Origin of the sequence: Thermoproteus uzoniensis 768-20, from assembly GCF_000193375.1 — an archaeon.
Taxonomy (GTDB): domain Archaea; phylum Thermoproteota; class Thermoprotei; order Thermoproteales; family Thermoproteaceae; genus Thermoproteus; species Thermoproteus uzoniensis_A.
Genome location: NC_015315.1, coordinates 1275927 through 1290620, shown reverse-complemented (window position 1 = coordinate 1290620; position 14694 = coordinate 1275927). Strand labels below are relative to the sequence as shown.

Below are 14694 nucleotides of genomic sequence, written 5' to 3'. Positions count from 1 at the left end.
TGGCGGAAAATTTCCTGTCTAAGATCTCAAGTATAAGCCGTCTCAGCTCTATGTAGCTCACGTAATATTCTGATATTTTTAAGCTACTGCCGCGTTAACACCTCCTGTAGGAACTCGGTGAACAGCTCGTCTAGGACGGCGACGTAGTTCTTCCTCCCGTTCTCCACATCGTCCATATACTTCTCTATTAGCCTAGTCCTCTCCTCGCTGACCAGCTTGCCGTAGTTCTCCCTTAGGTATCTATAGATCTCTATACCCCTCTTGGTAGGGATCATGAACTTCCTCCTCCCTCTAACCACCACGTAGCCTCTCCGCGACAGCACCTCGAGTATCTTGGCGTAGGTGCTGGGCCTGCCGATCCCTCTCTCCCTCATCATTCTGAGGACGTCGGCTTGCGAGAGGAGCTCTACGAGCCTCTTGGCGTATGCTATCTCTACGTCGACCTCGCCCGTCGGCAGGCGCGGCTCCAGCTCCACCGATCTGTACTCGGCCAAGAATCCCTCGTTCTTAACCTCTACGACCCGCCTCACCTCGGCGTTAAAGCCGTCGAGCAAGAGCGCATATCTAGCCACAACCACCTCAGCCTCGCGCATTTGGCTCGCCATGAACCTCCTGAATATGAGATCGTAAGCGGCGTAGTGGTTCCTCGTGAGTCTTATAGTCGGCTGTATCACGCCAGCCGCCACGAGGCCTCTAAGCTCCTCGGCGTCTATGGGCCTGGTGGGCCTAATCGCCTCGTGCGCCCCCTCCTCGCCGGCGCTCCAAGTCCTCGGCCTAAAGGCATCGGCGCCGTGGCGCCGCGCGACGTACTCCCTAGCCACGCCTATGCCGGTCGTCGAGATCCTGGTGCTGTCGGTGCGGTGGTATGTGATGAACCCGCTCTCGAACAGATCCTGCGCTATGCTCATGGCCTCCTCAGCGCTTATGCCCAGCTTGTTCACCGCGTCGCGCATATATTCGTCGGTGGTGTACGGCGGCGGGGGCTGTATGGTCTCGGTCTTCTCCTCCAGCAGAGATATCCTCGCCTTTCTGTTTTCCTTAAGCGCTTTATAGACGTCCTCGGGGAGGGCCAGCCTGATCTGTCCATCGCCTATCTTGAGCACTACGTCGAACTTGCGCTCCGCCTTGGAGTTCTCGTAGCGTTCTACTATCCAGCCGAGCACAGGCGTCTGGACTCTGCCTGCCGAGAGGAATGCGAGGCCGTGGGCCTCCTGCACCTTCCTGCTTAAGCCGAAGCCGAGCCATCTATCCTCTATCCTCCTAACGATCTGGGCGGCGACCATCGAGAGGTTGACGTCTCTCGGCGACGCCAAGGCGTTCATAATAGCCCTTCTGGTCACCTCGTGGAACTCTATCCTCTTGATGAGCCCTACGTAGGGCCGCAATATTAGATATACGTCGTAGGCTATCTTCTCGCCTTCGGAGTCGGGGTCGGTGCCTAGGTAGACTGCGTCTACTTCGGACGCGAGTTCCCTCAACGTGGAGATCATGTCGAGGGGTTTACAGCCCTCCGGCACGTCGAGGTCGTCGACGTAGGAGCTTCCGGGGCATTTATATATCCTGTTGTATATGGGCACGTACCCCGCCTCTGTCTTGACCACGGAGTAGTCCATCGGGCTGTAGGGACCTGCCGCCACAGGCTTCACGAGCCTCCAAATCTTCCTACGTTCGTCTTCGGCCACTCTCTGTAGGTTTGTGGGCAACTCGTATATGTGGCCCATAGTGGCTATGACGGTCAACATGGAATCCCCTGTGGACACCTCGTAGGCCGGCATGCCGCCTATTATCAACATGTTGGGCCTTCCGAAGAACGAGGCTATCGTCCTAGCCTTAGTTGGGGACTCGACCACCAGCAATATGCTTTTCATGAGATCCCTAGACGCGAGCTCCTCGGGCTTCAACATCCCCGATAGTATGCGCCTTATGTTCTCCCGGTCCTCATCGACGCTCTTCAAGATGCCGTCTAGGTCGGCCTTCGAGAGTTCCTCGAACCGCACGTCGTCAAATCTCAGCTCCATCTCTCTGATCAACGCGTTAAGCACCTTCTCGTCGTCGACGAGGACCACGCTGAGGCCTCTCGAGAGGCCTCCGGCGTAGAGGCGCGAGGTCCTCCCGCTTCCCTGTATATATGTCGTGACGTCTGGCAGAAGGACATATAGTTGCTCTCCTATATAGGTCAGTTTTATCTCCGTGGAGGCCTCTATGGCCTTCCTGATATCGTCCCTGCTCAGGAGACTGGCGACGAACTCCACAGCCGATTTGGCGACGCCTAGGACGTACTCCTCGAAGGAGTTTGAGGCTCCCTCTTTCAAAATTTTGTCGAGTCTGGCCGAATAGGGCGCTATGCGCCTCAGTTGCGCTATGAGTCTGTCGGCCCTGAACCTCAGATCTTGCGGCAGGATAGCCCTGACGTTGTAGAGGAAGCTCAAGAAAGCCGGCACGGAGAACTCGTCCAGCTTGACCCTGAACTTATACTTGGGTATCCCCACGAACACGACGTACCTTATCACGTGGGGCAGATCTATGCCTCTGACCAGCGCAGATCTAGGCGACGCCAGCCCCACCAAGACAGAGAGCTGGCCTTGCTCGAAGGCCTCTAAGACCTTTCTCCTCGGCCTGAAGAAGTGCTCCGCCTTGATGCCGGAGGCTTGGAGATGCTGGACAAGATCCTTGCCGAAGTCCTTGTCGAGCACGTAGATTATGCCCCCTCCTCCCAGCCTCTTGACGAGCTCCGCCACCTGCGTCTTGGGATCCTCGGCCATCTTCACGTAGAGGTCGTATACGTTCCTCAGACCCTCGGCCCTCCCCCCTACGTCGAACCCCAAGATCTCTCTGAACAGGAGCAACCGCGCCGTGCGTCTGGCCTTGGCGAGGGCGCCCGACGCCACGAAGACTCCAAGCCTCAACTCCGCCTTAATCCTCCTCAACTCCTCTCTGGCCTTCTCGATCTCCCGTTCTATCCTCTCGGCCTCTTTCTCATCGCCGGCCAGCACGGCCTTGCCCCTCTTCTTGCCCAGTTCTATGAGCTCGAAGGCCTTGCCGAGCACCTCGTCGGTGGCGCCCAGTAGCTTGAGCAACCGCTCTATGTTCTTGCTGGTGGCCCTCAATACGCTGTCCACGTCGTCGGTGGCTACGAAGGCGAATTTGTGCCTCGCCAACAGCTCGAAGTACTTGGGAAGAAACGCGGAGGTTATGACCAGTATATCGAAATCCCCCGCCTCGATTCTCTTGAGCGCCTCCTCCCTCTCCTGGGGCTTAAGCATCGTGTTGTACGTCACTATCCTCGGGGCGAGGCCGGCGCGGGAGGAATAGTCTAGTAGCTTTTTGTAGGCTTGATAGGCCAGCGCCGATGTGGGGAACACCAGCAACGCCTTGCCTCGGCTTGTCATGTACAGCGCCGATATGAGGAGGAAAGTAGTCTTGCCGGAGCCGGTCGGCGCAACTACGGCGAAGCTCTTGCCGGCGGCCAGACGCCTAGCCCACAGCCTCTGCGCTCCCCACATGCGGAATCCCACCACCTTCTCGAAAAGGTTCGCGATCTCCTCGTACCTCCTCAAGACGTCGGCCAGAGGCGCCAGACCCCGCAACGCGTTCCGCCGCCTTAGATTTTCTATGACCCGTCTGATGTCGCTTCCGGCGACTTCCTCCGGAAGGCACTCAGAGCAGGGAAGCCCTTCGGCGAGTCTGTACGACTCTACGGCGCCTCCGCAGTTGGGACAGCTATGTAGGTACAGAGCAGGAAGAACGCGGAAGTCCACTGAGATAATTGCGGGTATAAAAAGGGATCTATCTCTTGAGCTCGCTCACTTTCTTTATCAATATCGGGACAATCTTGTAGAGGTCCTCCACCACGCCGTAGTCGGCGTATTGGAATATCGGGGCGCTCGGATCGCTGTTTATCGCCGCGATTATGCGCGAGTCGAGTATGCCCGCTATGTGTTGGGGCTGGCCTGATATGCCTATCGCTAGGTAGAGCTTCGGCCTCACCTTATGGCCCGACAAGCCCACCCAGTGGTCCTCCGACAGCCACTTGAGATCTGCCGCTATAGGCCTCGAACAGCCCACCTGGCCGCCGAGCGCCTTGGCCAAATCGAACGCAAGCGCTAAATCCTCCTTCTTCTTGAAGCCCCTGCCGGCGGATACTATTATTTCGGCCTCCTCTATCTTGACGCCGCCCGACGCCTTAGGCTCCACGCCCGATATCTTGAAAAGCTGTGCCAGCTGGGGCGAGAGCTCGACGACCTTAGACTGGGCCTTGGGCGGCTCCCCCATGAACTTGCCGGGGGCTATTGTCAAGATCGCCGGGACGGATAGCCGCAGAACCGCCACAGCCTTGTTGCCGAACACGTACCTCTCAACCACGAGCTTGTCGCCTTCTTGCTTAAGCGACGTCACGTCGGTCGCAAAGGGGGCGCCTAGCCTCTGCGCTATGTACCCGCCCAGAGTCTTGGAGTCCTTATGGGAGGGCATCACGACTACGTCGTAGTCCTTCGCGAGCTGGAGGACGGCGGAGGCTCTCAAGCCCAGATCCCTCGGATCGCCCTTGACGAAGTACACTACTGGGGTTCCCTCGGCGCTTTTCAGCTCGGCGTCGCCTACGGCGAGGGCCGCGTACTCGCCAATGGCTGAGGCTGCGTAGAGCGCCTCTCTGTTTGGGTATACGACTAGCGCCTTCATATCACCCCCTCCTGCCTTAGGTATTGAAGTAGTTTGTCTGCCTTCTCCTCGGGCGTCCCGTCCTTGATTATCACCCTCTTGCGCTGGATCACCACGGGCCTATACTCCACGAGCTCGGCTCTCGGCTCCGGCTTCAGCCCCAGATCGGCTAGGCCGAGCTTGTTCACCGGCTTCTTCATGGCGGCTCTAATGGCCAGTAGGGTCGGTATACGGGGCTGGTTTATTTCGCGCGTCACCGAGATCACGGCCGGCGGCTGGACCTCGGCGATCTCCACGGAATCCTCGAGATCCCTCCTGGCTATTATCCTCCCGCCCTCGGCCTTTATCTCCCTTACATATGTTAAGAGGGGCCAGCCCAGCTCCGCCGCTACCCGCGGCGGCACCTCGCCGGTGTAGTTATCTATAGAGGCCTCCGCCGCGAGGACTAGATCGGCCCCCACCTTCTTAACCACTGCGGCTATGGCCTTGGCGGTGGTAGTCTGGTCGGCATTTATAAGGCCTTCGTCAGTAACCAGATACGCCTCGTCCAGCCCCATGGCCAACGCCTCGCGTAGCAAGTTCTCGGCCTCCTGCGTCCTCCTCTGTAGGGGAGGCCACTTCAGAACCGAGACCGCATACGCCTTGTCGCCTCCCTTCAGCTTGAGGGCCTCCTCTATGGCGTTTCGGTCTATGTCGTTGATCTTCAGAGGAGTTTCCTCGACCACGACCCGCCCCTCTCTGACTCTGAGTTGGCTTGTGTCGAGCGCGGGCTTTACCAATACAGCTATTTTCATCAAGGCCGATATGACTCCGATATTTAATTATATCCCTCGACTTGGCGAGATGTCTATTACGCCCGTCAAGCGGAGCGCCAGCCCAAGACGCCTTTCAGATAGTCGTCGAGATACGGCACGACCCTCATTCCGGCGCCCAGAGCCTTGCCTATCAGTGAGGGCCCGTGCACCACATCGCCGGCGGCGAACACGCCCCTCCTCGTGGTCCTGAACGCCTCGTCGACGTTGATGGTGCCGTCCGGGTTCAGCTTGATGCCGGCGCAGCCGTCGGGGAACGGTGGGGTCGGCTCCTCGCCGAGCGCTAGAAGGACCGTGTCGAACTCCTCGGCGAACTCGCTGCCCGGCACCGGCTCAGGCCTCGGCCTTCCCGATCTATCCGGCGCGCCTAGCCTCATCTTGACAAACACAACCCTCTCTAATTTGCCCGATCCCTCGAAGCGTACGGGGTTTATCAACTCTCTGAACTCTATCCCCCTATCTATGAGCTCTTTCTTTATGTTTGACTCGCCGGCCGGAGCCTCCTTTATGGTGCGTCTGTATGACACGACGACCTTCTTAGCCCCGTGCATCAGAGCCTCGACCGCCGCATCTATGGCGGTCAGACCCCCTCCCACCACGAGGACTTTGGAGCCTAGAGGATACGTCTTCTCTTTGGGCAGATAGCCCAACTCGTGTGAGTAGAGCCTGAAAAGGAAGTCCAGCGCCTGGTAGACGCCCGGCAGCTCCTCTCCGGGGACGCCCATGCGGCGGCTCCGCCAAGTGCCGGTCGCTATGACCACCGCGTCGTAGCTGTTGATTATCTCGTTGAGATCTGCGAATTGCTTGGCGAGCAACAAAGCGTCGTGCTCCTTGGGCTTCTCCCCTCCGCAGTAGACAAAAGTAGAGGTGAAGAATTTAACTCCGACCTGCCTCAGCTCCTCGACGCCCTCCCTCACGCCTTCCTTAGAGACGCGGAAGCCGGGTATGCCGAATATGAGGAGGCCTCCGGGCTCCGGCAAGGCGTCGTAGACGTGCACCTCGTGGCCCAGACACCTTATCTGTCCAGCGGCGCCGAGGCCGGCGGGTCCCGCCCCTATTATGGCAACCCTCTTCCCGGTAGGCGGCTTTATTGTGTTGGGCTTGCACCGCAACAGGAACTTCATATTTAAAGCGGAATCGGGCCGTTAATATCTTTTACCTACGTCCCGAGGCACATAAATTCTTGGAAAATTTAGCCGAAAGCGCCGTGCACACGAAGTCGAGGGTTATCCTCACAACGTCGGCTTGAGACAGATAGGTGGTGTCTATAACCAGATCGAAGGGGGCGAGATCGGCTATATCGATATTATAGATCTGTTTATACCGTCGCCTGTTCAACTCCTCCCGCTCGATTATCTCCCTCAAAGCCTCCTCGAAGGTCCGTCCGTCTCTCAAGGCCACCCGCCTGGCTCTGACCTCCGGAGCCCCCTTTAAGTATATACAGATATCTGCATAGGGCCTAACAACCCAGGCGGTCAGATGCCCCTCCAGAACGGCGTCCCCCATCTTGGCCTCCTCCACAGCCATTGCGTCCACCTCTCTATCTATCTCCGGATGCGCCTCGGCGTATTTGTGGAACTCTATCAACTCCATCCCGTATCTCTTGGCCAGTTCTCTGAAAAGGACGCCTGACGATCTTAGCCTAAGCCCCAAAACCCTTGCGATCTCCTTAGCGACCGTGGTCTTGCCCGAGCCGGGCTGGCCCGAAATGGCTATAACCACCATTACGATCTGACCGCGAGCCGCAGAGCCCGTTCGAGGACTTTATGCGAGACGTAGCCGCCGTAGGGCCTAGACGGCGGCCTGAACCCCCCTCGTTCCGTCTTCACCCTCTTGCCAACGCCTTGTATGGGCTCCCCGGTTACGGCGTCTTTAGGCGGCGAGGCGAATCTCTTGTAGTAATGGACCACCGTGCGGCCGCCCGGCGTCCTCCTCTGGACCCTCCGGAGGGATCTAGAACGCAGAGCTGGCCTAACCATAGGAGGCTGGGTTAAGGCGGTTAAAAACATTACTGCGGTCAGATCCGTTAGTCGCCAGAACTAGAGGGCTTATCTAGAGGTGGCAATATGTACATGGGCCTTAGAGTCTACGTCTTGATAACCGTCGCGGCCCTCGGCCTGGCCGCCTCGCTGGCCTATCTCACTTGGCCCACGACGTTCGTGACGCCTTTCTTCTCCGCCTCGTATCAAAACAATTTGGTCCAACGCATAGTGCTTAAGGTCGCCAACTGGAGCGGGTACCCTACCTACTTCTGCGCCTCTATATACGGCTGGCTCCCCAACGAATCCTTCATGCTCCTCGACGTAAAGTGCGGGCTCGGCTCCGTGGAGCTTAACAAGACGGCGTTGAGGAGATACGCCGAGTATTGGCGCGGCGCGGCCGGCCAGATCGGCGTCTTCGTCTTTCTCACATATGTCAACGGAACCAAGGGAGGGAGCTATACGCTGGGGAGGGCGGTGAAAGGGTTCCTGATAGATCCCAAAAGGGTGCTGGCCGGGCAATCCTTGACGGCGACGATATACGTGAGGGGCAAACCGCCGAACCTCCCCGTAGATTTCCACTTCGGCCCTACCTCGACCGCTACGGCGCTTGCGTCGACGCAGTTCCAGAGCTGGCCCCCTCCCACCATAGATACGGGATACTATGTCTGGTACCTCAACACAGTATACGCCGAAGCCGCGGACGTGCCTGTGCCCGTGATAGTCGTGAGGGTGGCAGATCCATTCTCGGCTTCGATGATATGCTGTGTGGTTATGAAGTTCGAGGTATCCACGTCGCAAAGTACCGAGATCTATTTCAACGGGGGTGCCGAGGTTGTGTATAATGGAATTATACAAGGTTTTGAATCAGATATATATTCTTTCAGTATTAATCAGAATGGTCAGACTGTATGGGCGACGGCGACTTACTACCCAAGCAATCAAGGTCCCGGCGTAGCCGCGGTCGGCTTCTACGGCGATTACGCCATAGCCAACTACACAGAATATGAGGTGTATCCCGACGGCAGGATCTCGCCGACCGGCTACTCGGCAATACTCTACGTCATAAGGCCAACCGGCAGGGGAGGAATAGTGGACTATAGCGAGGTTGATGCGGGTACCTCCTTCAGCAACTCGTGGCTCAATAACTTGATGAGCCAAGTGTCTGCTTATTGGACGCCCGAATATGTATACGGCACCGGATCCTCTCTCTGGGCAGATTCATGGACGCTTGTTCAGGATCGACAAGGTATACCTATACTTAGTTTAGCAATACCAATAGTTGAGACTAGACTATTAAAGCAGAATCTCAACTTAGCCGCTGGCTTAGGCGCCGACATAAGTGGCGTATATCTTGGATATACCACCGCGGCGTTTATCTACGGCGTTTCTTCACAGTACTTTTTAGTTGGGAAGTATTACATACCGGCGACCAAGTATGAGTACTATGATGTATATTATCCTACACCCTCTATGTTTATAGATATATATGTGGGAGAGGGTACTACTTAGAAATTATAAAGATATCTTTAAAATTTAATAAATATCTTAATTAAAACTATGTTGATATAGCATTAGAGATAGAGCGCTATCGGCATTGCAGTTGTTGCACAAGTGCTCTGTGCGATATATAATGGCGTGAGCCTCGTCGGAGGGAGGCCGTTGTATCCTTTAGTCCCTCGAACGCCTTGTATTTGTCTCGCTGGCGATGGCGTTCTTGGGCGGCGGCGCGAAGCATCTACGGTGGATAGGTTTTACACGGCCGCCCGGCGTCCTTCGCCAAGTTTCGCGGCTTAACTTAATCTGTCTATTTAAATCTTCCGTTAATTATTACATACCTGATACAAGGCGATAAGTAATGTAAGTTATATAAGAACAATTTGAGTAGATTTCGCCGAAATCGGCGAATCAATAGATATAAAACTCTAAAGTATATCGATATCGTGATTTTGTTCGTTTTTAAGAGCGGGGAAGTGCCTAAGATGCCTGACCTACCAGGCATCGAGGTGGCTACTGCGGACAACCTCCCTCCTATTGACGACAAGATCGTGGTCGTCGTGGGGGATCGGGAGCTGGCGGAGAGGCTGGGCGCGGCCTATATGTCCGATGAGGAGATATCGAAATTTATAGAGTTCCTCAAGGACGAGCTGGCCCGCGCGGTCCTGCCCGCGTAGAGGCCGCGGCTCCAATATTTTTTAGCAAAGTATTGGCGGCACTACGTGAGGGCGTTGTTCTTGGGGCCTACCGGCGTCAACATGAGGGAGGCCGTAGCCGCCGTTGCGAAGTATTTCTATAAGTCTAGGGGACTGCCCGAGGAGCTTGAGGACAGAGAGGCCAGGAAGGCCCTCGCCGTGTATTTCTTGGAGGATTTCCTGAGGGCCCGGGTCGACTGGGTCGCCTTCCTCTCAAGCGACGACTATAGATGGCAGGAGGAGGAGTGGAGGTCGGCCTTCGGCAGAATGTTGAGGCGGATACACGACGAGGCGGCTGAGAACATCGTCGTTGGGATGAATCTGCCCTTCTTCAACAGAAGCCGCTTCTTCCCCGCCTTCGATCTCTCCCCGTTCAGAGAGCTGAGGCCCGACATCGTCATCACGTTGATAGAGGAGGAGCACGTCATGTGGAGGAGGGTGCAGATGAGGGAGGAGAGCGGGAGGCGCACTGGGGCGGAGTTTAGGCTCAAGGATATAGTGGCCTGGCGCAACACGACCATACTCCTCGCCGACATAATATCGCGGGAGCTAGGCGTCGATAACCACGTCGTTGCCGTTAAGCACCCGGCCTCGACCTTCTACAGACTGCTCTTCGAGAGGGGGGCCTTGAAGGTCTACCTATCCTTTCCGATAACCGCAGTTAGGGATAGGAAGGAGGCGAGGGCCGAAATCGACGGCTTCAGGAGGCGTATGCACGGCCGCTTCGCGGCGTTCGACCCCCTCATGGTCGACGAGAGGGCCTTGAGGACGGCGCTGGCGAGCTCGAAAGGCGACGTGGTGGAGGTGAGGGCCGAAGATGTCTGGAACGTGCCTGCCGGCATCGAGCCGGCTTGTAGGGACGAGGCGGGCCTCTACCCAATAAGAATACCGAGGGATCAGGTCGAGGAGGTTCTGCGCGATCTCGACAACATAATCCGGTACAAGGACTACCGCTACATCCAGCAGTCGGACGCCGTTGCTGCCTACAGGCCGTTCATGGGGAGGACGTTGAGCAGGGGGATGTTCGCCGAGATAAACTACGCGCTCAACACGGCGCACAAAAGGGTGTTCATATATTGGCCTAAGGAGGACTGGGAGCCCGGGATGGAGTCGCCGTTCGACCCCTCGCTGGGCGTGATCGAGCAGGACCTCGACAAGCTTGTGGCCGACCTCGAGGCCTACGAGGGGGAGCTCAAGACCCTCAGATCGTAGAGGTATTTGAGGGCCTCCTCGCCCTCAACCTCTATGGAGCCTCCCCTCCTCTCGTCGTACGTATATAGGACTATGTCGGTTCCAGGCACCAGCACGACCTTGACCCCCGCCCTCCTGAGCGCGTCGGCGCGGGAGGCCAGAGGCGATTCCTTGCCGACAAACAATATGCCACGCATATTGGCGCAACCTCGGCGCAATTTAAGGGCCTCGTTTATTTTCCCGAAGCGCACCAGCCTAAAACTTCTAATCTAAAAATAATAAGTAGAAACTATATATTAAGTAAATCTATTTATTAATATAATTAACTATTAAAATACTGATTATAATAACGACTTGCGGCCAACACTGGCTAGTTAATTATTGCCAGGAGGGACTATCCAACGATCTACGTATCTATCTAAGTTCTGCAGTACGGCTATTCTGCTCCTCTCGTCGTCGTCCATATAGGCGAATCTCGCGCCTATACGCTCCAGCTCGTCCCTCAGCTTCCTGGCCCACTCGACGACTTCCTCGTGGGCGAGCATGTCCTCCCTCTTCAGACGGTGGGTTGAGTATCCTAGATGCATGTAGCTCTTCACCTCGACGAAGTGCGGGTTCCCTCTCTTGACCAGCTGTGCGAATAGAGGTATGTACCTCTCGTCGTAGTTGAGGCTTCTGATGAGGGTGATGCGCACCACGGTCCTGGTAGGCATCGAGGCCAGGAGGTCGAGGCTCCTCAGCCATCTCTCCCAAGCGTCCTCTCTGTACATTACCGGGACGTTTATGAGGTAGTAGAGCTCCTTGTTGGGGGCGTTCATGGATAGGTACAGCTGGGTCGGCAAGGCGTCCTCCTTTATGAGCCTTTCCAACATCTCCGGGTGCTGTCCGTTGGTGACTATGAAGACTGATTTCGTGTGGGGCAGCGACTTGATTAACTTGACCAATTCGGGTAGTTTGGGGTAGAGGGTGGGCTCTCCCGAGAGCGATATGGCCCAGTGCGTGGGGGCGAGCGCCTCCTTGACCCTCTCCCTGGCCTTCTCGTGGCCCCAATAGCCGGAGAGGAGCCTCTCCCTCTCCTTCAACACGCCCTTCACTATCTCGTCGGGCTCCATGACCCACCAATCCTCCGGCGTGAACGTGTCGAACTCTTGGGTAGGGCGCCAACAGTACACGCATCTATTGCTGCAGACCATCCCGACTGGGCTCATCTCCACGCATCTGTGGGAGCCTCCCGCAGGCGCGTTGTAGAACTTGACCTTGTAACAAGAGCCCTTACCGTCGAGGGCGTCCTTGGTCCACTTACAGAGCTCCACAGTGGCGTGGCCGGCAACGCCGTAATGGGCCTCGACCAGCCTTCTGGCGGTTCCAGCCCTAATGACTAGCCGCGGCCCAATAAGGGCATGATGCCTCCCTATAGGCTCCTCCTCGCAAGACACAAGACATCGTCAACTCCACTTTAAAAACTCAGCTCCCCGCGCCGTAGGAAGAGGCGGAGCCAGACAACGCCGCTCCGCCCAGGAAATCTGGCGACCTCCTAACCGCTGAAATTAGAAGTTTTTTCTACCTCGTAATAACGAAACAAATATAGCTTTTTTCCTTCCGCCTTTCGTGATCTGGGTAGTTCTCCTGTTCGCTAACGGGAGCGTCTTGCTGGTGTTTAACCAGACTTTGGCCGGCTCGATATACGGCCTGCCTCTGCCGTCTCCTCCCCTATCGGCGCCGCTCGTCTTGAACAACGGCACTCCAGTCCCCGCAGTCTTGAACGGGTCGACGCTGGAAGTGCCGGTTTTAGGCAAGGCCTTAATAACAGTCGAGTACGTGCCCAGAGTATCGGCGTCTGGAGGGGTGATAAGCTTCAACGTAAGCAAGGGCCTATACCTCATATGGGCCCAAGGAGGAGTACTCCTCCTCCCCACAGTCAAAATACTCAACTACACGAAAGCGAACGGGACAGTACTCCTAATAGCAGAAGGGCCCGGCACCATAGCCTACACAATACAAGGCAGACGCGCGATAAACGCAACAGTGGTTGCCCCCAATACGACCGCGTCGACGACCGCGACGCAGACGGCGAAGACGACCACGTCGGCGGCCAACACTACGGCGGCAGTATCCACAGCCCAGACATCCACGCCCCAAGCCTCGCAGACTGCGACAAGCGCCCCGGCAACTACATCAGCTGGCGGCTCGGGCAGTACGGAGTCTGCGGGCCGTACGTCGGAATCAGCTACATCTCCGGGGATGTCGCCTAGTAACGGCGGCTTGCCGTTTGTTTGGGTTCTGTTGGCTGTAGCCGTCGCGGTTGCGGTTGCCGTGTTGGCTTCTAGGAGGCGTGTTCCTCAGCTCAACGACACGGATAGGCTTGTCCTCTCGTATTTGAGGAAGACGGGCGGCGCCTACGAGTCGGATATAGCCAGAGCGCTCGGCTTGCCGAGAACCACCGTGTTTAAGTCAGTCAGAAGACTAGAACAGACAGGCCTAGCAACCGTCGAGAAAAGAGACGGAAAAAACTTCGTAACGCCGAAATAGGGCCAGCATAGACCTGATGGGGTGGATTGTGGATATACACGTAATGTTGCGTGTTTGCTCGCTGGTTTAGAAATGCGCGGCGTGTTATCGCTATTCGGGGAGTATGAACGCCTCTGCGCTGTACTCCACGGCTTGGGGCAACGCCGACAGTCCCTCTGCCACGGCCCTCTCCACGCTCGCCTCTATCGAGAAGGGATCCAGCCCCCTCATCTTGGCCTCCACGTATGCATAGGCCCTGTTCAGAGGAACCTCCATGCTCTTGTTCCACTCGTAGGCGAAATACCTGAGCCTGTAGGCAGGTGGGGTCCACGCCCTTGACAGAAGCCCCTTCACGACTGAGCGCACGGCTTCGAGATCGCTGGCCGATTCCACAACGATCTGGAGGAAGCCGTCGCGGCCGACGCTGTCGAAGTCGACGTAGTAGGAGTAGGCCAGGCCCTTGTTGCGCAGGGAGTCGAAGAGGAGGGATTTCGTGCCGGAGGCGAGGTGGAAGGCGGCGGCGTTCAGTCTATAGTAGGCGTCGTCGAGGCTTACCTTGGCCGCGAACGAGTAGTACGCCCCGTCCACCTCACTGCTCACCTCCTTGGCTAGGAGAGGGCCGCGGGTCATCTCGGGCACGCGTCTAGGCGGCGCCGTCCCCTCCAGCTTGGAGAACTCCGCCCTCGCCTTAGCCACGTCGGCCTCGCCCACGTTGCCCGCCAGAGCCACCACCATGTTGTCGGGGGTCATCCACCGCTCCTTAAACTCCAACAGCTCCTCCAACGTAGCCGCCGACACGATCTCGGGGGATCCGCCTATCGGCCTCCCCCAGACGCCGTCGCCGAAAAGGGCGCGGAGGCCTAAATCCCCAATCCTCTCGCTGGGGTTCTCCCTCGACATCCTCAACTCGGAGAGGACGACCCGCCTCTCGTTCTCGAAACGGGCCTCCTCGTAGCGCCGGTTGGATATCACCCTCACCGCGACCTCGATGAGGCCGCCCAGCCCGTCGGCCAGCGACTGGAAGGTGAGCACGACGGACGATCTATGGGTGTAGGCGTTGGTCTCGCCGCCCAGCGCCTCGACGGCCCTATCCACGTCGAACTCCGGCACGTTGAAGAGCATATGTTCGAGCAGATGGGAATAGCCGCTCCGGTCCTCAGGCTCATAGAGGGGGCCCACCCCGATCCCGATCACTACAGCCGCCAGAGCCGAAGGGTAGGGATCCACAAGCAGGGTCACCCCATTGTTTAGCCTCTCCTCTCTGAGGGAGCTCCTCATATCTCTGCCCGCAACGTGTCGAGTGGGTTATCTACATAAAGCCGAGGCAACACTAAGTAGCTAAACCTCGCCTATTAA

Annotated in this window: 13 protein-coding genes; 4 read left to right on the top strand and 9 right to left on the bottom strand. The window is 57.1% G+C overall.

What is annotated here, in order from left to right; translation table 11 throughout:
• Window positions 1-83: 83 nt before the first annotated feature.
• The 6 genes from rgy to TUZN_RS07170 form a co-directional block, all read right to left on the bottom strand.
• Window positions 84-3758, bottom strand: a complete 3675-nt coding sequence (gene rgy, locus TUZN_RS07195) for a reverse gyrase (protein ID WP_013680298.1) — start codon at window positions 3756-3758, stop codon at window positions 84-86.
• 28 nt (window positions 3759-3786) lie between these two features.
• Window positions 3787-4677 carry an electron transfer flavoprotein subunit alpha/FixB family protein gene (locus TUZN_RS07190; protein WP_013680297.1) on the bottom strand — a complete coding sequence of 297 codons (891 nt, stop codon included), beginning with the start codon at window positions 4675-4677 and terminating at the stop codon, window positions 3787-3789.
• Window positions 4674-5450, bottom strand: a complete 777-nt coding sequence (locus tag TUZN_RS07185) for an electron transfer flavoprotein subunit beta/FixA family protein (RefSeq protein WP_013680296.1) — start codon at window positions 5448-5450, stop codon at window positions 4674-4676. The genes TUZN_RS07190 and TUZN_RS07185 overlap by 4 nt, the downstream gene beginning before the upstream one ends.
• Window positions 5451-5515: 65 nt before the next feature.
• Window positions 5516-6592, bottom strand: a complete 1077-nt coding sequence (locus TUZN_RS07180; protein WP_013680295.1) for an FAD-dependent oxidoreductase — start codon at window positions 6590-6592, stop codon at window positions 5516-5518.
• A 31-nt stretch (window positions 6593-6623) separates the two neighbouring features.
• Complete coding sequence (gene cmk, locus TUZN_RS07175) at window positions 6624-7193, bottom strand: (d)CMP kinase (RefSeq protein WP_013680294.1); 570 nt, start codon at window positions 7191-7193, stop codon at window positions 6624-6626.
• Window positions 7193-7447, bottom strand: coding sequence for an eL34 family ribosomal protein (locus TUZN_RS07170; RefSeq protein WP_052886161.1), 255 nt, complete (start codon window positions 7445-7447; stop codon window positions 7193-7195). Before TUZN_RS07170 ends, cmk begins: the two co-directional genes overlap by 1 nt.
• 93 nt (window positions 7448-7540) lie before the next feature.
• On the opposite strand from TUZN_RS07170, the gene TUZN_RS07165 reads away from it, so the two are divergent.
• The 3 genes from TUZN_RS07165 to TUZN_RS07155 all read left to right on the top strand — a co-directional run bounded on the left by TUZN_RS07165 (window position 7541) and on the right by TUZN_RS07155 (window position 10851).
• Window positions 7541-8959 (top strand): hypothetical protein, encoded by a 1419-nt coding sequence (locus TUZN_RS07165; RefSeq protein WP_052886160.1) that lies wholly within the window; start codon window positions 7541-7543, stop codon window positions 8957-8959.
• A 431-nt stretch (window positions 8960-9390) separates the two neighbouring features.
• Window positions 9391-9621 carry an acyl-CoA synthetase family protein gene (locus TUZN_RS07160; protein ID WP_237698203.1) on the top strand — a complete coding sequence of 77 codons (231 nt, stop codon included), beginning with the start codon at window positions 9391-9393 and terminating at the stop codon, window positions 9619-9621.
• A gap of 45 nt (window positions 9622-9666) precedes the next feature.
• Entirely contained in the window at window positions 9667-10851 is a 1185-nt protein-coding gene (locus tag TUZN_RS07155; protein WP_013680290.1) for a hypothetical protein, read from the top strand.
• On the opposite strand, the gene TUZN_RS07150 is transcribed toward TUZN_RS07155, so the two are convergent.
• Together TUZN_RS07150 and twy1 are read right to left on the bottom strand one after the other, a co-directional pair.
• Window positions 10818-11027: a hypothetical protein gene (locus TUZN_RS07150; RefSeq protein ID WP_148678618.1), complete on the bottom strand. Its 210-nt coding sequence runs from the start codon at window positions 11025-11027 to the stop codon at window positions 10818-10820. The genes TUZN_RS07155 and TUZN_RS07150 overlap by 34 nt on opposite strands.
• 177 nt (window positions 11028-11204) lie before the next feature.
• Window positions 11205-12266, bottom strand: a complete 1062-nt coding sequence (gene twy1 / locus TUZN_RS07145; RefSeq protein WP_013680289.1) for a 4-demethylwyosine synthase TYW1 — start codon at window positions 12264-12266, stop codon at window positions 11205-11207.
• A gap of 172 nt (window positions 12267-12438) precedes the next feature.
• Here twy1 and TUZN_RS07140 point away from each other — a divergent pair, with 172 nt between their 5' ends.
• Window positions 12439-13359, top strand: a complete 921-nt coding sequence (locus tag TUZN_RS07140; RefSeq protein ID WP_013680288.1) for a helix-turn-helix transcriptional regulator — start codon at window positions 12439-12441, stop codon at window positions 13357-13359.
• Between the two features lie 90 nt (window positions 13360-13449).
• Here TUZN_RS07140 and TUZN_RS07135 read toward each other — a convergent pair whose 3' ends face one another.
• Window positions 13450-14616 carry a M16 family metallopeptidase gene (locus TUZN_RS07135; protein WP_013680287.1) on the bottom strand — a complete coding sequence of 389 codons (1167 nt, stop codon included), beginning with the start codon at window positions 14614-14616 and terminating at the stop codon, window positions 13450-13452.
• Window positions 14617-14694 lie beyond the last annotated feature (78 nt).